General features: G+C 67.6%; 17 protein-coding genes. 2 read left to right on the top strand and 15 right to left on the bottom strand.

Going from position 1 to position 25,368, the window contains the following annotated elements; translation table 11 throughout:
- Nucleotides 1-117: 117 nt before the first annotated feature.
- From ACIBTV_RS30310 to ACIBTV_RS30345, 8 genes are all read right to left on the bottom strand, one after another.
- Nucleotides 118-447, bottom strand: coding sequence for a hypothetical protein (locus ACIBTV_RS30310; protein WP_396710419.1), 330 nt, complete (start codon nt 445-447; stop codon nt 118-120).
- A 44-nt stretch (nt 448-491) separates the two neighbouring features.
- Nucleotides 492-1,733, bottom strand: a complete 1,242-nt coding sequence (locus ACIBTV_RS30315; protein WP_396710421.1) for a WXG100 family type VII secretion target — start codon at nt 1,731-1,733, stop codon at nt 492-494.
- The gene (locus tag ACIBTV_RS30320; protein ID WP_396710423.1) at nt 1,727-2,044 is read right to left on the bottom strand and encodes a type VII secretion target; all 318 of its coding nucleotides are present in this window, start codon (nt 2,042-2,044) and stop codon (nt 1,727-1,729) included. The genes ACIBTV_RS30315 and ACIBTV_RS30320 overlap by 7 nt, the downstream gene beginning before the upstream one ends.
- Entirely contained in the window at nt 2,034-2,453 is a 420-nt protein-coding gene (locus tag ACIBTV_RS30325) for a YbaB/EbfC family nucleoid-associated protein (RefSeq protein WP_396710425.1), read from the bottom strand. Before ACIBTV_RS30325 ends, ACIBTV_RS30320 begins: the two co-directional genes overlap by 11 nt.
- Before the next feature lie 153 nt (nt 2,454-2,606).
- The gene (locus ACIBTV_RS30330; RefSeq protein ID WP_396710427.1) at nt 2,607-4,736 is read right to left on the bottom strand and encodes a DEAD/DEAH box helicase; all 2,130 of its coding nucleotides are present in this window, start codon (nt 4,734-4,736) and stop codon (nt 2,607-2,609) included.
- Between the two features lie 7 nt (nt 4,737-4,743).
- On the bottom strand, nt 4,744-6,057 hold the full coding sequence (gene brxD / locus ACIBTV_RS30335) for a BREX system ATP-binding protein BrxD (protein ID WP_396710428.1): 1,314 nt from the start codon (nt 6,055-6,057) through the stop codon (nt 4,744-4,746).
- The gene (pglZ, locus tag ACIBTV_RS30340) at nt 6,054-8,792 is read right to left on the bottom strand and encodes a BREX-2 system phosphatase PglZ (RefSeq protein ID WP_396710430.1); all 2,739 of its coding nucleotides are present in this window, start codon (nt 8,790-8,792) and stop codon (nt 6,054-6,056) included. The genes brxD and pglZ overlap by 4 nt, the downstream gene beginning before the upstream one ends.
- The gene (locus tag ACIBTV_RS30345) at nt 8,789-12,502 is read right to left on the bottom strand and encodes a hypothetical protein (protein ID WP_396710432.1); all 3,714 of its coding nucleotides are present in this window, start codon (nt 12,500-12,502) and stop codon (nt 8,789-8,791) included. Before ACIBTV_RS30345 ends, pglZ begins: the two co-directional genes overlap by 4 nt.
- 301 nt (nt 12,503-12,803) lie before the next feature.
- On the opposite strand from ACIBTV_RS30345, the gene ACIBTV_RS30350 reads away from it, so the two are divergent.
- A complete protein-coding gene (locus ACIBTV_RS30350) occupies nt 12,804-14,792 on the top strand; it encodes a DUF262 domain-containing protein (protein ID WP_396710434.1) in 1,989 nt (662 codons plus the stop codon).
- 29 nt (nt 14,793-14,821) lie between these two features.
- Nucleotides 14,822-16,162 (top strand): restriction endonuclease, encoded by a 1,341-nt coding sequence (locus tag ACIBTV_RS30355; RefSeq protein WP_396710436.1) that lies wholly within the window; start codon nt 14,822-14,824, stop codon nt 16,160-16,162.
- A 339-nt stretch (nt 16,163-16,501) separates the two neighbouring features.
- Here ACIBTV_RS30355 and ACIBTV_RS30360 read toward each other — a convergent pair whose 3' ends face one another.
- The 7 genes from ACIBTV_RS30360 to ACIBTV_RS30390 form a co-directional block, all read right to left on the bottom strand.
- The gene (locus ACIBTV_RS30360; protein ID WP_396710438.1) at nt 16,502-17,122 is read right to left on the bottom strand and encodes a DUF6642 family protein; all 621 of its coding nucleotides are present in this window, start codon (nt 17,120-17,122) and stop codon (nt 16,502-16,504) included.
- A 75-nt stretch (nt 17,123-17,197) separates the two neighbouring features.
- A complete protein-coding gene (locus tag ACIBTV_RS30365) occupies nt 17,198-17,521 on the bottom strand; it encodes a hypothetical protein (protein ID WP_396710441.1) in 324 nt (107 codons plus the stop codon).
- A complete protein-coding gene (locus tag ACIBTV_RS30370) occupies nt 17,518-19,683 on the bottom strand; it encodes an EAL domain-containing protein (protein WP_396710443.1) in 2,166 nt (721 codons plus the stop codon). The genes ACIBTV_RS30365 and ACIBTV_RS30370 overlap by 4 nt, the downstream gene beginning before the upstream one ends.
- Before the next feature lie 792 nt (nt 19,684-20,475).
- Entirely contained in the window at nt 20,476-21,708 is a 1,233-nt protein-coding gene (locus tag ACIBTV_RS30375) for a hypothetical protein (protein ID WP_396710445.1), read from the bottom strand.
- Between the two features lie 25 nt (nt 21,709-21,733).
- A complete protein-coding gene (locus ACIBTV_RS30380; protein ID WP_396710446.1) occupies nt 21,734-22,471 on the bottom strand; it encodes a hypothetical protein in 738 nt (245 codons plus the stop codon).
- Between the two features lie 43 nt (nt 22,472-22,514).
- A protein-coding gene (locus ACIBTV_RS30385; RefSeq protein WP_396710448.1) for an IS3 family transposase occupies nt 22,515-23,926 on the bottom strand; the annotation gives its coding sequence in 2 pieces (ribosomal slippage) (nt 22,515-23,596 and nt 23,596-23,926; 1,413 coding nt in all).
- Between the two features lie 71 nt (nt 23,927-23,997).
- A complete protein-coding gene (locus ACIBTV_RS30390) occupies nt 23,998-25,236 on the bottom strand; it encodes a hypothetical protein (protein WP_396710450.1) in 1,239 nt (412 codons plus the stop codon).
- Nucleotides 25,237-25,368: the final 132 nt, after the last annotated feature.

Below are 25,368 nucleotides of genomic sequence, written 5' to 3' on the forward strand. Positions count from 1 at the left end.
AACAACCACCCAGCCAGCGAGAAAACACCTCACACCGCCACGTCAAGAGCCACCAACCAGCCCAAACAGGATGCGACTAGCCCCGTGAAGTTGCGGCAAGTTCCAGCCGTACCCGCGTCAGACGCGGGGGTGCGCGTCCTCGATGCGCTCCGCCTTCAGGTAGGACAGCAGATTCGCCTGGTCCGCCGCCGGTAGGTCGGCAAAGGCGCCATATGCGACCCGCCGGGAATGCGGCGTCTCGGCGGCGAGCAGCCCGACGATAGCCGCCCAGGCCAGGGAGACCAGATGGAACGCACGGTCCTCGCGGAGAACGGGGAGCCTGCTCAGATCACCGAGCACAGCCGCGGCGTCGTCGTCCGTTCCCGCACGGTCGACCAACTCGAAGACGGCCTTGCCCCGGTACGGTCCACCGCGTCGCGCCAGGTCCGCCAACTCCTCGTTGGCCATCTGCCGTACCGGAGGTGCGGGCATGTCCGGAGGGGGCGGTACGGTCATGGTTCCTCTCCGAAGATCTTCGCGTACTCTTCGCGGATCAACTCGTGCAGGCGCTCGACGGACTCCTTGTCGCCGATGGACTCCGCGTATGCGATCTCCTGCTGGTAGGCGCGGACCTCGTTCTCATAGCGCACGACCGGGTCCGCGAACCACCCTCTCATCCCCGCCCACCCTGCGGCTTGGTCGTCGCGTAAGTGTTGCATCTCGTGAAGTAGCGCGCCGTATGAGGCGTCCGGATCCAGGATGAGTTGTCCTGGGCTTCCCGGCGATGGGCTCGGTCCGTAGGCGAGAACGCCATCATGAAACGTTACCTCTACCCCCAATTCCTGGGCCTCGCGAATGGCGGCCTGCCACTGCTCAGGATGAGTCAATCGGGCAGCGCCCCACTTCGCCAGCGGATCCGCGTCGGAATGGAGCAGATGCGTGTCGCGGGTCGGCGCCGTCGATGACGTCGCATCTTGATGCCTGGAGCGGCGGAGCAGGGATTTCAGATCCGCAATGAGGTCACCCAGCCGATGGAGAATCGGCCACAGACGGCGCAAGCTACTGATCAGGCCGTGTAGCAGCCGTGCGATACGGGCGGCCCACTTACCGGCCAGGGCAGTGACCTGCGTGATGACCCAAGGTGTGGCCAGGCCCAGTGTCACCCCGGCTTCGGCGAGCCATTCCCACAGCCGCACGGCCAACACGGAGACAAACTCGGCGATGAGGTCGCGGACGAGACCACGCACCATGGCGACGAGCAGTCCGGCGCCTGTGGTGATCTCGGCCATGGCGTTGGCCGCCTTGCTGAGGGCATCGAGCGCGGCCTGGTGCTCGAGGCTGCGGCGCCGATATGCCGCAGAGGCCCGCCCGACCCACTCGCCGAGCTCGCGGTGCACGGTGTCGGTCAGAGTGGTGCCGGCATCGCCGATCGCGCCTGCGAGGTTGCGCCAGGTCTGGGCGTAGGCGGCGATCTGGTCCGGGTCGCCCGCCAGCTCGTCCAGAGCGTCGGAGAGTGGCTTCACGTGCTCTATCAACCAACCAACGCCCCAAGCGACCAACTGGCCCAGCGGGTCGGTAACGAAGGCGAGAGTATCCATCGACACGGCGAGCCCACCGATTGCCACGTCGATCCAGCCACCGCCCGCATAGCCGGCCATCAGGCTGTCGATGTCCTCGGCGATGGAGATCCCGCTAAAGGCCGTGGTGCTGTCCTCACGTGCAGCGACGAGCGGCGACCCGTCCTGACTCACCATGCGGCTGCCTGACCGAACAGCGCCGCCACCTCCTGATCGCCGCCGTCGTACCGGTCAGCGGCGGCACGCAGGCCGTCCGCTGAGCCCTGCAGTACCCCAACCGCCTCGCCGAGGGTGTCGATGACGGTTTCCTGCACCGGTTCGAGCAGGACCGGCATCAGCTGGCAGAGTCTGCCGTACGCGTCGCGGCCCACCTGCACGGAGCCCGCGACGCGGCGGCATTGTTCGGCGACGTCAGCGACACCATCGACGACCGCAGCGTGCGTTCGGAGTGTCTGGCTGTCGACGTTGAACCCTGGTTCACCAGCCACCGCGTCCCCGTTCTCTGTCCTCAGCGGCGTCATCTTGCGGCTCCGGGAACCGGGTGGCGTAGCTCGCGACTACTGCACGGCCCGTCTCGGTGTCCGCACCGACCGTCTGCGCGGCAACCTCCGCCACCGCCTCGGCGAGGCGGGCCTGCGCACGACGCATCGTCACCATGATCTCCGCCGCGATGCGTTCCGCAGGCCAATTGCGCACACGGTCGTCAAGCCAGAGGCCGGTCGGAACCCCGCTGCTCGCCACCGTCACCTCTACCGAGCCGTTGCCCCCTGAGGACGACACCAACAGAGCGGCGACTTGCTGTGACATCGCGTGAGCCTCTGCGGCCCGCTGTTCGACCGATGCCGACCAGGATCGCAGCCACTCCTCGGCGGCAGCGTCAGAACGCCTATCCATCATCGTCCCTCCCCATGGCTGGTCACCCTAGCGCCTAAGCCGGAGGGAACCTAGATCGCTGTTAGCACTCCGTCACAATCCGCGAACGTGGCAGTGCCAGCCAGCACCGAAACTCTGTGGGGCGGCGATCTGCGCTCACGGTCAGGTGACGTCCGGTCAGGCTTGGAGCTGCGTCGTACGAACCGGCTCACGGAGAGTCGTGTGCGCGCCCGGAAGGTCGGCAAGCCGGGCCGCCAGGGTCGCCAGCGCAAGTCGTTCTGGCAACGCCGCACTGAACTTTAGGCCCACGAGGGCCTTCTCGCTGACATCGGGGAGGCAGAGTCGGTCGGACGCGTCTGCCATCGCCGCACGGAGCGCCTCCCGATCTAGATCGGGTCGGAGCCGGATCGAGGCATCGTCGAACCGTTGAGTAGGGTCGGCAATATCGCTGACGGTGGAGATGAGGGTGGCATTGGCCCGGTATCCGGCCCAGGTCCACCACCGCACTTCACCGTCCTTGTCCCGGCTGACCAGGCTGCCGCCGGGGTGGACGACCGCCTCGAAGTCCTCTCGGAGGCTGGCGAGCCTCGTCTGGGCACGACCCGTGAGAACGACCGGAGGGTCGGTGCCGAGCAGGACGTCGCGCATGGCACGGACCATCCGGAACGACAAGCCCTGTGGCATGGCTCCCGTCATCCAGAGCGCCTTGCCGCCTCCATCGGCGGGCTCGACGAAACAACGACGACGCTTCCAGTCAATGTAGGTAACCCGCCAACTTCTGCCAGCGAGCAGGAGTAATCGTGGTCCCTGCACCTTCGCGGTCAGCAGCGCGGGATCCGCACGGCCGATCTCGGTTCGACCGGAGAGGACCGTGAACTGGGGTGGAGCGGTGAACACCGCCAACATGTCCATGAAGTGCCGACGGCCGAATCGCAGTTCCGCCTCCGGTCCGATGAACAGCATCCCGGAGTCCTCGTCGAGGTAGCCACGCTCGACGAGATGCCGGACGATCACCTCGGCGCTCCGATCGAACGGTGCGAGTCCGTTCCACTCCCCCGGCCAGATCTGGTCACCGACCCGGTGCTGCTCAAGGCACAGCGCCAGCAGTTGCTGGGCGACGATGTGCCGGGGCTCAGGTGGCGGCTCCACTGCCTCGACCCAGCCCTGCGACCAGAGGTGCAGCAGGCCGGCCGCGTGCAGCAGCCCGTCGCCGTCCAGCGCGAGGAACAGACAATTTCTGGTGCTGCCGGGACGTCGGCCGGTTCGGCCGATCCGCTGTAGGAAGGCGGCAACGCTGCGTGGCGCGTCGATCTGGATGACGCGGTCGAGGTCCCCGACGTCGATGCCCAGTTCGAGCGTGCTGGTGGCCACGATGACGCAGTCCCGTTCCTGCGCGAACGCGTCCTCGGCGCGCCGGCGCTCGTCGACCGAGAGCGAGGCATGGGAGAGGAACGTCGTCACGTCGAGCGCCCGTAGCCGCTGCCCGAGCTCTTCGACCAGGGCACGGGAGTCGCAGAACACCAGACGTTTCTCGCCTCGGTGCAGAGCCGCGATCACCTTGGCGGCGTTGTACACGGAACCCACGTAGTCCAGTTCGATGTCGCCGGCAGGACGCGCTGGCGGCGACATGACGGCACCAACCGTGTGGCCGGGTGCCACCACACGCGAGGGTCGCCGATCCCGGCCGGAGCCCTGCAGCCAACCCAACAGTTCGTCGGGATTTCCCACGGTCGCGGAGAGGCCGATCCGCTGCACGGGCCGGCCCGCCACGCGGGATAGGCGTTCCAGGACCGCCAGCAGATGCCAGCCCCGATCGTCACCGGCGAACGCATGTACCTCGTCCACCACAATCGACCGCACCTGCCCGAAGAACTCGCGATGGTCGACGGCAGCGCTGACCAGCATCGATTCGAGGGACTCAGGAGTAGTGAGCAGGACGTCCGGTCGCTCGCGGAGAATCGTCCGGCGCCGCCCCATCGTCACGTCGCCGTGCCACAGTGCCGCACGGCGACCAAGCCATGCGGTGTAGGTCTCGAGGCGGGGCAGCAGGTTGTTGAGCAGCGCCTTGAGCGGACACACGTACAGGACGGACGTCCCGGACCAGTTCTCCTGCGCCATCCGGGAGAGCAGCGGGAACATCGCCGCCTCGGTCTTACCTCCGGCGGTGGGCGCGAGCAGCAGGGCGTCCTCGCCGTTGAGCAGCGGTAGCACCGCGGATTCCTGCAGCGGCCGCAAGGCCGGCCACTGTAACGTGTTGACCACGTGATGCAGCACGACCGGATGCAGCAACTCCGCCTCACTCGTCATGGCAGCTTCAAAGATCCAGTGCGACTGCGTCGGCGCTGCTCGCATTGCGCTCGACGTCACTCATTTCGGCGGCCGAGAGAGTCAACGCGTAGTGCTGCCGAGGGTCGAAAACCGGGAACTGGTCGACGCGGTCGAGCACCTCCCCCACCAGCTTCTTCAAAAAAAGCCGTGGCGCGACACCGACCTTGCCCCCCAGCCCGCCGGCAACAGCCTTGGCCAGCTCGCCAAGGTACGCGTCGTCGACCATGCGGTGCACCCGGTCCGGCGCAGTGGATCCGTCGGCGTAGAGGTCGCGTACCCGTCCACCGAGTTCAACCAGAGACTCGATGGTGAAGCCGGCCAGCCGGATCTGCGCCGCACGCGGATTGTCGAACTGCGGATCGGTGGTGAAGTCGACGGCAAGGCGCTGGGCAAGTGGAGCAAGCCGCTGCACGCCCTGCGGCCCCTCGTAGAAGGCCGGGGTGCCGGTGATGACCAGGTACAACCCGGGAAAGCGCCCTGAGTGCACCTCGTCGATGAGCTGCCGCAGCGCGTTGAGCGCCTTGTCACGGGCGTCGGACCGGACGCGTTGCAGCGTCTCCACCTCGTCTAGCACGATCAGCAGGCCGGGATGGCCACTGTCACGAAGAACGGCCAGCAGCCCCTGCAGGAAGCTGAGAGCCGCGAAATGGTCCAGGTCGCCCCGGACACCCGCCACCCGCCGGGCCGAAGCGGCCACGTGTGGTTGCCCTCCGAGCCAGGCGAGGACGGCGTCGGCGGTGGCCGAATTCCCCTGCCCGGCGGCAGCCCGGTAGCCGCGCAGCGCGGCGGCGAACGCGGGAGCGGACCGGCTCACCGTTGCCAACCGCTGGTCGAGCAGGGTGCCGACCGCCCGATCGAGCGCCTCCGCGTCGTCGGCGGCCACCTCGCCCGCCGCGAGGACGTCCTCCTCCAGGGCATAGAACCAGCCGTCGATGATCGCCCGCAGCGCACTAGGCGGGAACGTCGCCGTGGTCAGGCGCTCGGTGAGCCGCCGGTAGACGGTCTCCAGCCGGTGCAGCGGCGTCTCGTTCTCCGAGATCTGCACTTCAGCGGTCGCCAGGTTGGCCCGCTTGGCCTGCTCGGCCACCCATCGGGTGAAGAACGTCTTGCCCGAACCGTACTCACCCCGGACGGCTTTGAAGACCGACCCGCCGGCGGCCACGGTGTCGAGATCCTCGCCGACCGCAGCGCCGAAACGGTCGAGCCCCACCGCGAAGAGGTCGAGACCCGTCGATGGCACGGCGCCGCGACGCAACGCGTCGATGACCTCGCGGCGGCGCGCCGGGCTCACTGTGGTCACGACCCACCGCCCGGCAGCCGAAACTGCTCCCGCAGCAGACGTACGTCCAGCCGGACGCTGCGGTTGTTGTCGGCCAGCGACAGCACCGGGTAGTTGTCCACATTGAAGATCCGCTGCAGGGTGGTGGCAAAGCCGAGCGCCCGCACCGGCGCCTCGCCAGCCCGCTGCGCCAGCACGGCCACCGGCAGCACGCCCCGGGCGTCCACCAGGGCCCGCAGCCCGGCGTCGATCTTCCCGAGGTCCACCCGGCGCGGCGTCAGCCCGTGCTGCGCCTGGAACAGGTCGGTGGCGAGCACCGCCGACACCAGATCGCCGTCGCCGGCCGCCGGCACAGCGCTGACTGCTGCCGGAACGTCCGGTACGTCGAACAGCGCCTCTCCCGTGGCCACCGGCGCCTTGCGCCGCGACTTGGGCACGGGCACGGGCCGGGCCGTCGCCGGTACCGACTCGGCGGCCGTCGCCTGCCACCAGCCCGGCCGGCGCTCCTCGACGGGCGCCCAGCCTGCCGGCGCGTCCGTCACATTGGGCATCAGGTAAGCCAGCAACGGGATGGTGACCTCGGCCAACGAGGCACCGCCGTGGTAGCCCGCCTTGCTCGGACGGTAGCGCAGCAGCGGATCCCACAGGGCGATGATCCGGTTCCCCTCGGCGACCACGCGCGGTCCGCTGAGTTCCACCTCGCCGCCGACGGTCGGCCCGGGGCCCGTACGGTGCCGGGCCGACGCCGCGTCGGCAGCCTTGACATGCCGGCCGCCGCGCTCCAGGACGTGCCCGTGGTCGCTGGTGATGACGACGGCGCGTCCGGACGATCGGGCCTGGTCGAGCAGGCTGGTCAAAAATCCGACGTCGTCGAGCTGCCACCCGGGCTCGTCGCCCTCCCGTCCGTGGGCCAGCGCGTCGTCGACGGTGTTGATGACGACGGCGACGACGGGAGCCGTTCCCGCCACCGCCTCCGCCAGATCCCCCGAGTAGACCTCGCCGGCCCCGCCACGCGCCGGACCTTTGTGGAAGATCCGGGAGCCCCGTCCCCACCGGCCCTTGTCGAACATCTGCCGTTCGTGGGTCTGCGTACCGGCCCGGAGCGCGCCGGCGAAGAGCGAGGTCCGGGAGACCGCGGTCAGGGTGGGCAGGGCAGCTGCGATCCCCCGACGCCGGGCCGGCCCCGACCCGGCCAGGGGGTCGTACTCCACCCAGTGCGGGGCGAGTTCGTCGGCGAGTTGCACCGCGACCGCGGCGCTCATCCCGTCGAGCACCACGAGCAGCACGGGCCGCGCGGCGCGTACGAGCGGGTCTATCACGCGCGGTAGAAGGTTCTCGACGGTCAGCAGCCCGCCGTCGTGGCCCGGTCCGGGGGTTGCGCAGGCAGCCAGGCGAGCAGAGAAGGCCTCGTCGAGGTCGCGGCGGCGCTGCTGCGCCCGCTCGTGGATCTCCCGGAACGCCTGCTGCAGCTGCGGGTGGGCATCTTCGCCGGCCCAGACGTGGTTGAGCGCCAGGTCGGCCCAGCCCCACTCGGCGATTTGCCGGTCAATACCGTCCGCCACGCTCTCTGGTGGGGCCACCGAGGTGCCGAGCCAACGGACCAGCCGCTGAGCCATCCGGATCCGACGAACACGCGCCGCTTCCGCCTCGGCGAGCCGGTGCCCCTCGAGGTGCTCGACCGCCCGGTCAAGCACCTCGCCCGCCGGGTCGCGCAACCCGTCGAGCAACGCCTGGGCGGCGGCACCGATCCGCTGGTTGAAGCCGGTGCGCAGGATCGGACTGTGTCCGGCACTGCTCACCGCGTTGAACTGGATGAGCAACTCCTCCGCGCGGTCGAGCACCGCGTGGCCCTGCCGACGCACCTTTCCGGACCGAGCGGCCAGCAGCGCGGTGACCACCTGCCCGGCGGCCGCGGCGAAGGCTCGCACCGTGGCATCGTCGTCGAGGTTGCCGAAGTACTGGTCGATGCGCCCCTGGGTCCGCACCGCCTCGGCGTTGTCGGTGCTCCAGATCGCATCACAGACCAGGCCGAGGGGCAGCGCATCGGCGCCGTGCCCGGCGGCGACCAGCGCGAAGAGCGCCTTGGCCGGCCGCCCGAACTGCTCCTCCAGCCACCGCGCGAGCCCATCCTGCTCCGCGTCGCGGAGCAACCCGTACGCCTCGACGGCCCCGGGTTCGGCGCTCCAGCCCAGCAGCGCGGCCACATCGAGATCGTCCGGCTCTTCACCCCGACGGTCGAGACCGAGGCGTACCGCCGCGAGGTGCCGCAGGGCAACGTCGCGGGTCAGCACGCGGGTGGCGAGCTTCGGCCAGCCCGCCGGCGGCATCGCATCAAGCAGCGCCTCACCGGCCCACGCCTCGCGCTCCAGCGCGGTGTCAGAGAGCTGCGCGCCGAAGGCGTCCACCACCAGATCCCACGGCTCGACCGTTAGCACCTGCTGGCGAAAGATCCGGCTTCGCACGCCGTGGTGCAGCACAGACTCCGGGATGGCGGTGAGCAGAACCAGCACCTCGTCGCCGCGCTCGGCCACAAGGTGCTCCCAGACGGCCAGCGGCGACACGCATGGCGCGACCCGGACCCGGCGGCCGTCGGGCAGCAGCAGTGTCGGGTCGTGCGGCCATGCCGGTTCGGCGCGCACCACCATCACCGGGTACGCGTCGCCGTTGCGGTGCCGTTCGAGCTGCTGCGCCACCTTCTGGCGCAACGCCACGGGGCTGATCCGCAACGCCTGGGCAGGGGCGGGTGCCTGGTTCACTGCACGATTCTCCAGCTCACCTCGATGGTGGCGTCGGAATGGCCACTGACGAATTGCTGCAGCTTGGTCAGCGCGTCCTCCGAGCGCCCGCCGCGAATCAGCGCCTTCTCTCCCACGGGTGGCGGAGGCGGCGGAGGCGGCAGAGGAGGCAGTGGAGGCGGCTTGGTGGCCCGGCGAATGAGTTCGGTGGCGTCGGCCTGCGCCCGTCGGAGAGCTGGCGACAGCGGAGCAGTCAGCTCATCGGCCTGGCCAACGCGGCGCAGCTCGGTGAGGATCGCCGCCGCCTCGGCGGCGAAGGGCTCAGCCAGACCGCTGATGATCTCGAAATTGTCCCAGGAGGCGCCGGCGAGGTCAGCCGACACCTGTGCCGCACTCTTGATGCCCTTGCCAGTCCGGTCGGCCGGTCCGCCGAGATCGGCGCGAGCCAGGCGCTCCACGGTCTCCACCGCCGGCCCGGCGCTGACCAGGCCCTCCAGCAACTCCACGGCGGCACGGCCAGTGGCAAGTCGCCCGCTGCCGGACGCCAGGTCTAACCCCAACCACTTGGCGTGCTGTTCCAGTCGGGCGATCAGTCCGTGTGCCGCTTCCCGGTACCGGTTGGCCTGGGTCGTCAGGTCGCGGCCGAACATCGCGACCAACCTGCCTCGGCGCAGCGCCAAAGGCTGGAAGCCGAAGATGGCAGCGGCCCGGGCACGTGCCGTATCCCAGTCCTCTTGGCTGGGCAGGCGCTCCTCGCGCAGGGTGTGGTCCGCGCTGATCTTGCCGACTTCGGGAGCAGGAACTACCTCGCTGCCGTGCAGATGGAATGCGCGATCGGTCTGCTCCGCGAACGTCGCCACGACGAGTTGCGCCACGATCGGGTCGAGTCCGCGGGGCTCCGGGTCGTCGATCCACCTCAGCAGGTCGACCACCCGAAGCTCGCCCGTGATGCCCTCAGCCGCCGCCTTGTGCTGAAAGTGCTGCGGCCACTCACCACCGATGACGAACATCGCCTCGTGCATGGTGCCGAGCCCGAGCGGGTTGGCGACCCGACGGACGATCTGCCGGTGCGCCCGGTCGACCTCAACCCGCCCCTCCGGCGACTCGACCGCTCGCTGGACGTAGCTGAAGACCATCTTGACGTCCGCCAACCGCACCGGCTCGCCCTTACGGTCGGGGTCGAAGTCCGGATGGGCGGGGAACTGCTGACCGAGCATCTGGTCGCCCAGGGTGCGCAGCGCGTCGTTGAAGGTGGCCCCCATCGGAAGCTTGGGCTGCAGCGCGCGGGTCAACGACAGCAGGTGATCATCAAACCCGAGCCGCACGTCGCTCTCGTGTTTCTGGGCCAGACCATAGGCCTCGCGCAGCACCTTGCGGAGCCCGTTGAGCAAGGACGTGCGCTGGTTGGTCAGAACCGCGTGCGCCCGTCGACGGTCGTCCGGGTTCAAGTGCTCCGCGTGGGTGTCGAAGCGCTGACCGGTGAGGACAGCATCGATGATGACCAAGCTGCTCAGGTCGTTGAAGCGCTCCACAGACAGTGCAGCCGGGATCCAGCACACGGTCTGGGCTGCCATCCGACCGGTCAGCTCCTGCACCCGCTGCCGGTCATCGGCGGGACCATGGCTGCTGTCATCGAAGGGGTAGTCGATGACCAGTCGCCACGACGCCGGGTCATCGGGCGCGAATGCCTCGTCGCGAATGTCGTTGGGATCCCGCACGTTGGCATAGACAAGCTCGATACGCCGGCGGCTTCCCCGCCACGTGAGCGGCGCCTCCGAGAAGAACGAATCGCTCCAGGGCACGCCGAGCTGCTCCCACAGCATCCGCTGCACCATGAGCTTGCGACTCCCGTCGTTCGCGTAGTGCCGCGCGGTAGCGAGGACGCTCGTCACGTCGACACCGACGAGTTCGATCGAGACGACGGGGTCGTCACCCTCCGTGAGTCGAATTTCCGTGAACTGCCGGTCCCACTGCTCGACCTTGCGGCTGACCTGGGCGACCTCACCGCCTGGAATCGGGCTGGTGATCGTGCCGTGGTTCAGCGCCGAGAGCCGCCGGGCCGTGAGGTTGCGCAGCGCCGGCACGTTGGGGGCGAGGGCGGCGAGGAGCAGCGTCTTCATCAGCCGGTCATCGCCGGTGAAGGCCCGGATCCGGCCCGCTAATTCGGCGGGCTGCGGATTACCGCGACGCGCAACCTCCAATTCGTCGTCGGTGAGGTCGTACTGGCTGAGGAGGTAGGGGCGCAGCTTCAGGTCGTAGAGCTTCTGGGCCATCTCGAACTCAGCCTTGAGCTTCTCGGTGAAGGGCTGGTCCCCGCCGCTGCTGATCACGTCATAGAGGTCGCCGAGGGGGACGAGCTGGCCGAGGCGCAGAGTCTCGCGGCGGTCCACCAGCAGTTGGCGCATCAGTTTCAACGCGGTGCGGGAGCGCTGCAGCGCGCTGGACACGTGCACCAGGGTCGAAAGGAACGCCGGGCTGAACGGGTACGTCGACCGGAAGGCGTCGATGTCCGCACCAATGCCGGCGGCGCTACCGGCATCGGTGCCGAGGAGGGTGTCGAAGACTTCCCGGCGTACCTTCGTGGTGGCGTCGAAGGCTCGGCCGATGGCCTCGGCGGCCGTGGTATCGCGCGGTTTGAGCAGCCGGCGGCGGGCGATCTCGGGAAGGTTGCGGTCCTCCAGCTGGATCACATCGAAGCGGCCGCTAGCCAGGTTGAGGGTGTCCTGGTAGCTCAGCTCGTTGGCACCGGTGACATGCTCGCCCACGAGTTCGCGCAGGTCTCGCTGGCGGGCGATGAAGCTGATCACCGGGATGGGTCGGCGGGTGTCGCCGCCCTCCACGAAGTTGGTGATCTTCTGGATCTCTCGGGACACGAACTGCTGGTCGCCGATGGAATTGGCCAGCCAGAGGATCAGCTCGTCGAGGAAGAGGATCAAACCGTGGTAGCCAAGCTCCTTGGCGTGCCGACTGATCTCGGACAGGCCCCGGTCGAGCGAGATGAACGCCTCAGCGTCCTCCCGCGCGTTAGTGAAGAAGCCCCGGTTCCAGCTGGTCAGCAAATCGTTGACCAGCTTGCGGCGCAGTTCGTCGGAGTACGCCCCGGCGAAGGCCTGGTTCAGCCGCTCAGGCGTCCAGAACGCCTCTGTCTCGCCCCACTCATCCTCGACGTCGCCGCCGGGCAGGCCGTCGATGAACTGCTTGTCACCGATCTTCTCCCGCAGCGAGGCGGCCTGTTCCAGCAGCGCGTCAGTGCGGTGCACCGCGGGGATCGACGCCTCGGGGTGCAGGGCTCGCATCCGGTCGACGTAGCCGCCGAGCACCCGCTGCTCAAGCGAGCGGGCGCCGAGCAGGTGGTACGGGACCAGCAGGAACTTGCGCCCGTCGAGCCAGACGCTGTGCTTGGCGACCAGCGGCGCGAACTCGTCCCGCCCTCGGGCAGCCGGCTCGCCGCGCAGCAACGCGTGCAGCACACCCATGAAGTGCGACTTACCGGAGCCGAAGGAACCGTGCAGGTAGGCGGCCTTCGACGCGTGACCCTCGACCGCGGAGCGGATCAGGCCGAGCGCCTCGTCGAAGTTGCCGAGTAGCCGATCCGTGACCACATAATCACGAAGGGTAGCGTCGGCGTCGGCGACACTGTCGGCGAGCTTGAGCACGAAGTCGCTCGTGCTCGTGCGCTCCGGGATGTCGATGAACTCCCGGAGCAGCGGCGCGGCGGTGGGCGAAGACATGCTGCATACCGTACCGATCAGCGCGAGGCGAGTCGGCGCAGGCGCGTGGGCGGACCACAAGATCGGCTTCCCGGCTGACGCAAAGCCACCCGCATACCCCACGCGGGCGACAGACGCATAGATCGAACAGCCGATCATGGGGTGGACAGGTCTATATGTCTCACGGTAGTACTTCAGTCAGGCCCACTAGCCCAGCACGTCCACTCCTCCCTCATGGGACGGAGTCGTCTGCGGGCCGTTTCCGTAGGTGGAGCCTGACTCGGCATTCCATGGACCTTGGTAGCGATGAAGAGGTTGGCTGATGCACGTCGACAGGATCGAACGGTCCATCGGAAAACTGATCGACGAGATCTCGAATGCCGAGATCCTGCTTCCCGAGATCCAGCGCGAATACGTCTGGAAGCCGACACAGGTCGCCAAGCTGATGGACTCGATCTACCGAGGCTACCCATTCGGCTCGCTCCTGTTCTGGGAGACCGACGACGCCCCGGCGACACGGGACATGTTCGTGAGCGGGCCCGAACAGGCTCCGTCGAAGCCCCCACTCTTCCTCCTCGACGGTCAGCAGCGGCTGACGTCCCTGCATCGCGTGTTCACCGATCATCCCGAGGCACAGGTCGTCTTCCACGTGGAGAACCAGAAATTCCAGAACCAGAGCGCGGCTACCCAGCGCGACCCGAAGTGGGTCAAGGTGGCGGACGTGCTCGATCCGAAAGCGAGCATGCTCCGCCTGACCCAGCGGCTACTCGACGCGGGCTCCACGTTGGAGGACCACGAGATCGAGGACCGACTTGGCAAGATCAAACAGTTGCGAAACCGGCACTTCGTCATGGAGGTACTGAAGGGCTTCCCGTACGAGGAGGTCGCCGAGATCTTCGTCCGAGTCAACAGCGGCGGCCGTCGGCTCGGCACCCTTGACCTCGCGATGGCGACCTTGTCGACGCGGTGGACCGGCGTGCTGACGAAGCTGCAGGGCGAGGCCGAACACTGGTTGCGCCACGGCTATGGACATATCGATGTCAACTTCCTGTCCCGGGCACTTGCCGGTGTCGTCCTCGGCCGTGGTCTTTCGGTCTGGTCCCACAGCAAGCTGCGGCAGACCGGCGACACGGAACTCGAGCGGGGTTGGGAGGTGGTCAAGCGCGGTCTTCGGCGGTTGGTGCCGTTGCTACAGACACACCTCAAGCTGACCCGGTCGGACCCGTTGCCTTCAATGATCGTGCTGATCCCGTTGGTTGTGCTGCTTGGCGAGCGGACCGACGACACCCTCGACGACGAGACCTCGAACGGGATCATCTACTGGCTTCTTCTCGCCACCATCCGGACCCGCTACAGCGGCTCCACCGACACGAGGCTGAGCCAGGACATCCGCGCTGCTCGACAGGTGAACCCCGTCCGCGCCCTGCTGGAGGGCCTCGACGTCGAGAACTCACGTGCCGAAGTTACCGAACGAGCATTGCGGGGCCGCACGAAGGAGAGCCCCTACTTCTTCCTCAGCCTACTCGTGGCCATGGCTCGCGGCGCCCGCGACTGGTGGTACGGCACCGACATCCTTCCCGCCACCGACACCGCGCCGAAGCTCGAGCACCACCACGTCCATCCGCCGGCAACTCTCGATGACCCCCGGTTCGACAAGGGCATGGTCAACGACCTAGCCAACCTGGTATTCATCTCCAGTCAGGCGAACAAGCAGATCAGCGGCCGCAGCCCGGCTGACTACTTCCCGACGTTGCGCGAGGAGGAGTTGCGAGCGCATCTCGTGCCCCTGGCCGAGTCGCTGCGGGTACCGGACGGGTATCCGCGCTTCCTCGACGAGCGGCGGCATCTGCTCGCCGAGTCGATGAACACGCTGCTGGACCGCTTCCGGCCGTCGTTTCTCGACGAGGTGCCGGTCGAGAACGCCGATCCGAGCGCCGGGCTGTCGCTCGACCTCGCCCTCTACGGCAGCCTCCGCGACGGGGGCCGAATCGTCTTCGTGGCGTCGGGTGACGGCATCTCCTGGTCTGGCTCCGCCAGCATGGCCGAGCTGGACACCGCCATCGAGTACGCCCGGGTCGCGGGCATCGACAGCGACGTGACGATCGCCGGCGAGTCCGTTCCCGTCGAGATGATCGAAGACTCACTGCAGGTCCCCATCGGCCCGTTCCTCGTCATCGGCACGCCTGACGAGTGGCGGAGGGTCTTCGACCGGGAACTCGACACGTCGTTGCCGCTCTCGGCCCTGCCCGAGATCACGTCGAAGGTCTGGGACGGCGAACGGACGAAGTTCCCGGTCACCAGCACAGATTGATCGGGTGCGCACCGAGCAAAGGAGAGCCGATGGCGACGGCATGGATCGTGCGGGCCGGGCGGGACGACAACTATGACGAGCTGGCCCTCGACAAGAAGTTGATTGCGGTCGGCTGGTCGGCCGCGGGTGATCTGACGGGAATCACCGCTTCCGCCGAGATCCGCGACCGGGTCCGGGCCGCCTACCCGGAGGTCGAGCAGCGCGCGGTGGAGAACTACGCGATCCAACTGGTCGCGTTCCGCTCGAGGATGTCCGAGGGTGACATCGTGCTGTTCCTGCGTCGGACGAGTCCCGACGTCGCCGTGGGGCGGGTGACCGGCCCCTACGAGTACCGGACGGACCTACCCGCGGGAATCCGCCACGCGCGGTCCGTCCGGTGGACCCGCACCGACATTCCTCGGGCATCTGTGGAGCGGGAGGTGCTCGCCCTGCCGTCGCTGACCACCGTCTACCGAATCAATCAGGCCGACAGCATCGCCCGACTCGAGCGGCTTCTCGGCTTCAACACACCGCCGACGGTGCTTGCCGACGAGCCTGTCTCCGCCCCGATCGGCCATGACGACGGTTACGCGCCGTTCACAAGCCTGCGGCGGAACCTGGACTATGCACGTAGTCTCGCCACCGCAGGCCAGCACCTGGACCAGCTCAAGGTGGGGGCGTTCGAGGTCTCGGACGTGTTCCGGGCAGCCTGGGTGCAGAGCGTCGCCGCACTCGACCATTGGGTGAGACAGGAGATCCGGGCACGAATGCTGGAGCTGGTCGCACAGCCCGCGGTCCAGAAGCCCAAAGCGTTCATGGCTTTCCAGATTTCGCTCGGTCTGGTCGAGCAGGTCCAGCTCGGCACGAAGACGCTCGTGGAAGCCCTCGATCAGCAGTTGCGCGATCAGGGCCACCTGGTGTACCAGAACCCGGACAAGATTCGCGAAGGCTTCGGTCTCGTCCATGACGTCAGGGGCTTCTGGGATCGGGTGGCGCGGGTGCTCACGGAGCAGAGCGGCGACGGGGTTACCTGCACGGGCAAGGACGTGCAGGAGCAGCTCCGGCAGATTGTGCAGCGCCGCCACAAGATCGCCCATGAGTACGACGAGGATCCTGAGGATCCCATTCGGAAGCGCCCTATCGACGGGGCCGGTGCCACACAACGATCGATTACATCGAGCAGGTCGCCGCCGCAATATTGGACGTTCTCAACGCACCAGAGCCCACCTCTGGGTAAAGCAGATCGCCGTCGACCGTTGCCCGGTCTGCGAAGCATTACCACGCTGTTTGGTAGCCCGTGTATAGCAGCCCTCGGCGGTAGGGGCGGGAGGAAGACATGTCGAAGTACGACCCGCTGCGCGACCATCTCCGCAGGCGGAGCGGCGAGGTGATCTACAGCCTTGCTCGACTCGACGAACTGGTGCCTGGAGGGCTGCCCCCTTCCGCCTATCGCCATGCCGCCTGGTGGGCCAACGGTGACAGCACCCATTCACACAGCCGGTCGTGGGGAGACGCCGGATACACTGCACACCCCGACTTCAACCGCGGGCGCGTCCGCTTTGTCCCAGCGCTTGATTCGACGTAGCGCCAGAAACAGGTTGCGGCGCCTTCGGTTAGGGAGGCGCCTCCTCAACCCGGTCCACGCGCGCCTAGGACACGACGCTGCGCGATTCGCATGGCGGGCCAGCTCTTCCGCACCCGCTCGTCCAGTTCGGGGCGGGGCCGACGCTTCATGCCGGCACGACTGCCTGCGGTGCCCTCATGACGGGTATGCGTGTCCCCGCATGGTGCTGGTAGACCATGCGGAATCCGAGATGCTTCGCCAAGGGCGCCCAACGGGTGGATCGGACCATCTGTTCGACACTGTTGGCCCTACGGCCGTTGGCCAGCCGGTCGACGAGAACAGTGTCGAACGCAGACGATTCGATCCAGTCGATCGTCTTACTGAAACCACACACCATCGAGGCTCCTGTCGCCTCCAGGATCTCCACTAGGGTGGTCTCAGTAAGCCGCAGGACCGTGCCGCAGTCGAAGTAAAGTCGCTTGCCCTCGCATCGCCCCTGCAGCCATCCCACGATCTCGAAGAGATCCAGCTCATGCCGCCCGGAGAGGCGGAGGCGACCGGGTCCGCCATCTATGGCGAAGATGCCGACATTGTAGGCAGCGTACTTCCGGGACAACCATTGTTCGAGGTAAAAGCGCAGCTCACCGGGCGTTGCCACGTCCCGGTGGATGAAGCGAATTCTGCGTAGTCGCTCCAACAGCTCCAGCGTCGGCAGCACCGAGCCGCGCTCAGCCAGGTCGTCGTCCCACTGACCCTCTACACAGAAAACACTGCCCGGCTTGCCCACGTCGCATCCCCTCGTACGTAATGAAGTCACCACCCTAGCGAAAGGGATCGACGCTGAACCATCCCCGGAATGTGGTCAATCCTCGGCGTCGAGAAGCGGGCGGAGCTGATCGAGCAGGTGTGCCCGACTGACGTTGCGCGGCAGGTCGATCTTCAGGTCGATGCCCGGCCCCCTGACAGTCAGGACAACCGAGGGCCGAGGATCCCGCAGCCTCCAGTTGCGGACCGCGGCAACCAGAGTCCCCAGCTGCGGCTGCAACGTCGCGAGTGTTGCGAGGTTCGCCAGTACGCTGACGCCCTCGATAGCGAGGGTCACCGCCGACACGTCCCGGACACCCTCATAGGGCAGATCAAGTTCGTCGAACACCTCGGCCGGCAATATCAGCTTGATGCTCGTCACTTCTCACCTCTCACCAGGCCAGCGATGCGCTCACGGATCGGCTCCTCCAGATCATGCAGCGATGCCGACGCAGTGTTGCCGCAGAAGAAGCCCTGCACGTGGTGGATACCCAGGTCGTAAATCTGCTTCAGGCTGATCGGCGCCGCGTCGTCGTAGCCCTCGACGATGACAGGCCGTGGTGTGTGCGCATGCCCGAGGTCGGCGGCGTGTCGGGCCACCCGCGCCACCAGCGCGAGCTCCTCCATGGCCAGGGGATGGTGGAGCACCGCCCGGTCGACTTTGATCTGCGTCAGCGGAAGCTCCGCCATGCGTGCCAGCGAGGCGTATCCGACGCCGAAATCATCGACGGCGAAGGTTATCCGAAGGTCCCGCGCCAGGGTCGTCAGCCTGCGATGAAAGTAGGCGAGCGGCTCCTGCGGCCATCGCTCACCCGGCCCGGGCTCGATCGCGTCCCGTTCGGAAATCTCCAACGTAAGGGTCCGCGGATTCAGGTCGGCTTCGACGAGCGCCTTACTAACCTGGGCCAGGTATGAGTCGCTGAGCAGCGAGCGGACCGCGACGTTGACCGACAGCGGCTTTGTGCCTTGATACGACGTAGCGGCGTCCGCAGCGGCGTACGAGTGGATCGCCTTGCTGAGCAGAAGGGCGTCCCGTTCGATGATGAAGCGGTCTCCCCAGGCGTACGCCATCTGCAAGGCGCCGAGCGGAGCGCGTGTTTCATGATCTCCGCGGCGCGCCAACGCCTCGAAGCTCTGGATGCTCACCCCCGTCGGCCGTAGGGCCAGTTCGACGACGGGCTGGAACACCATGAACATGGAGCCGACCAGCTTCTGGTAGAGGCTGAAGGCGTACTCGTAGAGGGTCAAAGGCAAGCGGCCGAAGGCGGTGCGTAGCGCGGTCATCACTCGCATCTCGGCCTGGAGCGGGTCGCCGAGGAAGTTGGCGTCGCACATCGCCCGCAGCATCACAGCGAGCGGCTCACCCATGTCGAGCAGCGCGGGTGCAGGATCGACAAGTATCAGTGTCAGAATCTTGTCGTCCTCGTGAAGTAGCGGAACGCAGAGGACCCGCCGACCCGCGTCGTTCGAGACGATGTGACCGGGCATCCCGGTCCGGTACTTGATGGCGTCTGCTGAGCCGAGCTCCAACAACGGCCGCAGCTCCTCCTTGTCGAAGCGCGGAGTCGCGTTGACCACACGGATGGCCGTGCCGGAAAATTCCACTGCCGCCACCGACTCGGCCCCCGTGGCGGACCGCATGATCTCCACCCGGTCGGCGTACCCGGCCTGCTGCGGCGGCTGTGCCGGGCGGGTCTCCGACCGGAACACCCGGCCAAGGAGCTGCAGGATGGAGCTGGATTGGTCTTCGAGCGGGCTCTTGCATGGCCGTGTGGTGCCCGGATTGGCCGCTGAACTGAGCGACTTCCGGTCATGCCGGGAGACCGGCGGCTGGGCCAGCACCGTGGTTGGACCCCACATGTGTACGAGCTGGACCGGCGGCGGCTCGATCCCCTGCTCGGCGACGAATGTCGCCATCTGCCCGAACGACACGCGCCCGCTATCGTCCGCGGCCTCGCCGCGGAGCGCGCGCAGCAGATAATGGGTCAGAACCCCATGCCCGTAGTCCTCACTCTCCCTGGCGGCCGCGCCGCTCCGGCAGGCGAGCAGGGCGCTGTGGCGGTCGACCTGCGTGCGGTAGGTCTCCATCGCCTCCGCGTGGCGCAGGTCGGCGTCGAGGTAGACCCCCGCCTGGCAGCAATCGAGAATGAGGAAGGACGCGCCGGCGAAGGTCTCGAAGACGTCGCGTTTGAGGAAGGCCATCCGCAGGCCGTTGTCCGGCTCCCGTCGAAGACCGTCCGGGTCGAGGTCCGCCGTGACGAGGTACGCATCGAGCTGGTTGCTCCATTCGGGCACCAGCGCGTGACCGGCGAAATACACCAGCAGCACATCGGATGGACCTGAGTCGAGCGCCAGTTCGCGAAGCTTGGTCTTAATGCCGCGCCAGTTGGCGTCGGCGCCGATGTAGACCGTGACGTCGCCGTCGTCGAAGGTCCCGATAGTATCGTCAAGCAGCATGTTCCGGATCGCCTGGGCGTCGCGCTCGGCATAGCGCAGCGCGGGCAGGTGTACGTCGCGTCCGCCCTGGTTCACCCCGATCAGCACTGCCCGCCGTCTGCTCGGCGCCATCCGAACCCCCATATGATGATCCGTCCACCATCACACCGTGAAATCAGAGCGACGCTCACGGTGAGCCTATCGGTTCCCGCAGAGTAGTTGATCTGGCCGCCGGGTCAGATACCCGTCATTGCCTGATCAGCCGTCATCGAGTCCGGATGAGCCAATCCGCGCTGGGGAGTCGGAGTTCGATCGGGCCGTCGAGGCGACGACAGAGATCCTGCGAGGGATCGGGCGGGACTCGCGGAGCGAGGCGGATGCCCTGATCACCTATCGGCGGCTCAGTGAAACTGCTGGCCCAACAAGGTCTTCGGGTTCGGTACCACGGCGGGCCAATGCCATACGGCCTCGAGGCGGCGTCGAAGCGTGAAGACGCGAGGAACCCAGGTCTGATATCGGCGCTGGTCGTTCAGCAGAGCCCCGACGGTACGCCAGCCGAGCCCTTCTGCGGCTTCCACTGAATGGCCCGCCGGCAGCCCTCAACCGCTCCGGCGACGACTTCAGCATCTGGGAAGGTACGCCGCGGCTCCGCGCCGAAAACGTCGTAGACGCAGCGGAGACGCCGCCAACCACAGCCGGAGACAGCACGGGCAGGAACCACCGACAATCTGGGTGCCTGGCTAGTTCGAGGTCAAGGGCGTCGTCGGACGGCGTCCCATCATTCTGCTCACGCCGAACGAGGAGCGTGCCGCGCGGGTAGAGAGCGGCTGGCGACTCGCGGTGGTCACGAACGCGTTCCCGGCACCGGAGATTCTGATCGTGAACGCGGAGCCGGCGCGGTCATCCTGCCGACCGTTCATGTTCAAAATCGATCCTCAGGGCGTTTCCCGAGGGCTGAGCTACCAGCAACCCGGACTCATCGAAGCCTAGGCCGGTCCAGAGTTGGACTCCGCTGCCTGCACAGATCTCCCACCATGTCGGGTCGGTGCACTGGGAGGTCACGAGCACCGCAGTCACCGGCTGGCCGAGTGCCGCGAGCCGGTGACGGTATTCGAGCACCTGCCCAAGGCCGAGGCGCAGCTGTTCGACCTCGTTGCCGCCGGCCACGCTCTTCACCTCGGCGACGAACTGTCGCCCGTCCGGGTTCCGCCACGCCAGGTCCACCGGCAGGCCGCAAAGCCCCGATCCGGCTCGTACACCTGTTTGAGCGAGTCGCTCGAGCAACGCCCGGCACAGCCGGTCGTGCTCGATCATCCCAGCTCGGTAGGCATCCGCGTCGAACGACCGCCGGGCCGGAAGTCCACCGGTAGCTGTCACGCCGACGTACGGCCGATCGAAACCGACGTGGTCGCCCACCGCCGCGCCGACGTCCTCGTCGCACAACGCCCCCGACGCCCGCCACGCCCGCGCGACAATCTCCGGCCGGTACCGGCCCTCAAACGAGTACGGTCCGGCGGCCACCCAGCAACTGAGGAGCCGTAGACCAGCGATGACCGGCTGCTGCCGAAGCAGCCAGCGCGCCGTGGCCAGGTCGGGGCAGCGGAGCATCATCTTCTCGTCGGCGAGGGTCTTGGTACCGTCGTCCGAGAGGTCGACGCCGCGCCGGGCCCACTCCGCCGGGTCCGCGGCGCCGCTCTCCATTGCCAGCGCCACAGGTCCCCCGTGTAGCCGCAGCCAGACGCTCTCACCGTTCTCGTATAGACCGAGAATCTCCAGCACCCCGACCGTCAGTCGCAGCATCGCGGGCGCGGCGCCGTCCAACCGGGACAGGAGCCAATGGCTGCCGGCAGTCCTGGCCGGCTCGGGCACCACCGTGCGGGCTACCCAGCCGGCGAACGCCCAGGCCTGGCGGCCCGCTTCATTCAGGCCATTCGCCCAGTCAGCGTCGAGATCAGCCGGCGCGGGGTCGAGCGGCGCCGGAGCGGGATCGGCGAACACCCAGGCGGCGAGATCGGCGGGGTCGGCGAGCTGCCAGAGTCGGGAGCGGCGCGACGCCAGCATCTGGGTCACCTCGTCCATGTCAGCGTCGGTCCACCAACGCTCGACAGTCAATTCTTCAGACAGGTCGAACACCCCACTCTTCCCAGAAGGCGTAACATCAACGGGCGCGTCGGTGGCGCCGCACATAGGTGTAGCCCTCGGGCAGGGGCCGGTCCACCACCTCCGCCGCCCGGATGGCTTCCCGGTGAGCATCGACTTGTTCTGGAGTTGCCTGGGCCCCAGCCGGGAGCCGCCGCACAAAGCCAGCCACCCAGTGGTCACGACGAGGTGCCTGATTCTCGTGCTGCGGTTGGGACTGTGGCGCGATGCTTACCACCTGGGGGACGTAGCGCAGCAGGGCGGCCCGGGCCTCTCGGGGTCGCGGCGGATAATTGGGAAGGCCGTCTCGGTCGAGGCTGCCCCGGACCCGTCCCAGGCGCCGCTCATGAATCAGATACTCGACCGCCGGATGGATCCGGTCGGCGCGGTGCCTCGGAAGGCCCAGATCAAGGCAGTTGCGCACCAGCGCCTGCTCCGCCAGGATTGCGCTCCCGTCGGGGCTGAGATGGCCCAGCTTCCGCAGCGTGCGCATGACCCATCCGGTGTCTGACAGGTCGGGTACCGCGCCATCCTGGTCAGCTCCCGGCGCGTTCTCCCGCACTACTACCTGGATGTCGTAACGGTGCCGGTAGGTCAACTCGTCGATTCGCTTCGGGCGTGGTAGCAGGTCCGTCGAGGCCCTGATCACGTTATCGCTCGGACGCCAGCGGAAGGTAACGAGGGTGCCCGGCAGGAGCCCTCCAGGCCATTCCAGGCCATGAAGTTCCCATCGGCCCTTGATGGATCGAAGCAGCACGTCGCTCTCCCGGAACGTGTCAAGGGATTGAGGCCAGTGGGAGTTAAGCGACCAGCGGTTCCAGCTTCGTCTGCTGGTCGGGTTTGTTGATCCAGACCTGCTCGGGCAGGTCGAGGATCTTGGGCGCGAGGCGGTGGGTGCTGAACCGTTCGGGATGCGCCGCGTGGGCGGTGGCCAGGGTCTGTTCCCGCGCCGCGCGGACCGCGTGGTGGCGGCCGTGGTGGACCTCGGCCGGGGTGTGTAGTCCGATGCCGGCGTGGCGGTGGGCTTCGTTGTACCAGGCCACGAAGTCGGTCATGAACATGCGGGCGTGGGCCAGGGACGCGAACCGTTGCGGGAACACTGGGGCGTACTTCAGCGTCTTGAACCAGGCTTCGCTGTAGGGGTTGTCGTTGCTGACCTTCGGCCGGGAGTGCGACCGGGTCACCCCCAGGTCCTCCAGCAAGTCGGCGACGGATTTCGAGGTCATCGAGGTGCCCCGGTCGGCGTGGACCACATGTGGGACGCCGTGGATGGCGAACACCTGGCGCATCATGTCCTCGGCCAGGGGCCCGGACTCGCGGGAGTGCACCCGCACGCCGACGACGTAGCGGGAGTACACGTCGATCATCACGTAGGCGTCGTAGTAGACGCCCCGGGCGGGCCCGGCGAGTTTGGTGATGTCCCAGGAGTACACCTGCCCCGGTCCGGTGGCGACCAGCTCCGGGCGGGTCCGGGGCCGGTGGCGGGCCTGCCGGCGGCGCTCGCGGACCTGGCGGTGCTCCCGCAGGATCCGGTACATCGTGGCGATGGATCCGAGATACACGCCCTGGTCCAACAGGGCCGCGTACACCTGCGCCGGGGCTGCGTCGACGAACTCGGCACTGTCGAGGACCTGCAGCACCCGTGCCCGTTCAGCTGGGGACAGGGCGTTGGCCGGCGCCCGCCGCACCGCAGGCAGCGGTGTGGGCAGTCGCCGGTCCCGGTCAGCGGTCGCACGGGCGACGCCGGTCACCCGCGCCGCAGCCCGGGTCGAGGCCCCGGCGGCGGTCAACGCCCGGTAGGCGTCCATCATCACCGTCCGCGCCTGAAGGCGTCCGGCACGTCCGGCTCGCTCCTGGAGATGTCCTCCAAGAGCTCGCGTGCTTTTCCCATGATCTCCAAAGCGGTCTCGGTCCGGGCGAGCTTGGCGCGGGTCACCTCCAACTCCCGCTTCAACGCCGCGATCTCCGCCTGCTCCACGCTCGGCCGCCCGACCGACTCCCCGGGCGCCCTGCCCTGCAACAGACCCGCGTCACGAGCCCGGCGCCACTCACTCATCAACGACGAGTACAACCCCTGCTCCCGCAGGAACGCCCCGCCCTCACCAGCAGCCACGGCCTGCTCGTAACGGGTCAACAGGTCCAGCTTCTGCGCCGGCGTGAACGACCGGCGGGCCCGCGGCCCGTCCGAACGCGGACCTCGCTTACGACTCATGACCCCATCATCCCGGGACGACCCGGTAGCAGCAGAAATGCTCAACGCCAATCGATCCTGATCTCGCCCTGTCAGCGGGATTTGCTACGAGCCGCTGGCCTCAACTCACCCTGACAGACAGGGTCCGCGCGTTTGGCCTGCGCTTCCTGGCCGGGATGCTCGACGACCACCCGGAGTCGTTGCCTGTCCTGCGGCACCGTCTTCAGTCCGTCGGGAAGGATGCTCCAACCGCCGTTGATATGTACCCGCTGCAGCGCGACCTGCCACCGCAGCTCATCAGCATCGAACCCCCCAGGCACCCAGGACGCGGAGTCACCGTGCCGCGGATGTGCGCTGCCCAGCGCCGTCAGAGCACGAAGCTCCTCGGAGATCCGGTCGGCGGCATCTTTCACCATGGCCGCCCCATCTGGTTCATGCGCTGCCGTGAGGACGACCGTTGCCAGGCGGTGACCAGCCGTCATGCCTCGGTGGGGCCCTGAACAGCCGTCGGCATGGACGAAGAACTTTCCGCGCTGCCGGACCAGTGCGTTGAGCAGTTCACGAGTGCGGCTGCCTACCGGAAAGCCCAGGGCGTCGGGTACAAGCCGCACGCGGTCGATGTACCGCACAACGGAGGCGGCCCTCTCGTCGCGGCAGACGACCTGGACGTTCGACAGTTCACCGCCCAGGTCCAGCGCGGTGCGGCAGACCGCCTGGAGCCACGCGTCGTGGACGTTAACAGCGCTGTCGGCTCCCGTGCTCAATTCTCCGTCCTCGGTCACCCAGGTGAAGCCGAACCGCGTGGCGTCGTAGGACACTTCGACCACGGCGACGACACGCGCCAGGCCGGTCGGCAACTGCTTGAGCAGGTCCGGGCAAAGGAAATCGTTCCGCGAATGGCCGCAGGACGTCAACTCCGGCTCCCCCGGTGCGGCGTCTTCAAGGGGGTCGGCGGCGTCGCCTCCGGGTTGGGGGACGACGTCGTTGTCGTCCTGCTCCGTCAGCGCCTCGACGCCTACATTGGGGACGGCGCGCTCCAGGTGCTCGGGCCCGAATGTCCCCGGCAGATCCACGGGTGGTAGCCGGAACCGCACAGCCTGGGCCACCGAGGACGCACAGATGGCGTGACGATCGAGACCTCCTTGCCTGCGGCACGTTCGACGGTGCTCTTTGATCGCCCTGTCAACCTCTCGTGCCAGGGCGGTGTCAGTCTGGCGCACTGTCTGAACCGCCTCGGCCAGGCAGTCGGCTCGTTGTTTCGGCAGTCCCCGCGCCTGGTACAGGCGCGCGGCCTGAACGCGCAGGTCCTCAACCATCAGCTGCGCTTCCAAGCAGCGCGCGCTCCCCCGCGCATGCGCCTCCCGTGTTGGGTCTGCTGCACCGACAGGTGACATCTGAGATGGCTTGCCCTGACGGTGAGCTGGAAGGATGTTGCTGTGCCCAAGCCCTACCCCCGTGAGTTC

This window comes from Micromonospora sp. NPDC049366 (assembly GCF_044466625.1).
Lineage (GTDB): Bacteria > Actinomycetota > Actinomycetes > Mycobacteriales > Micromonosporaceae > Micromonospora.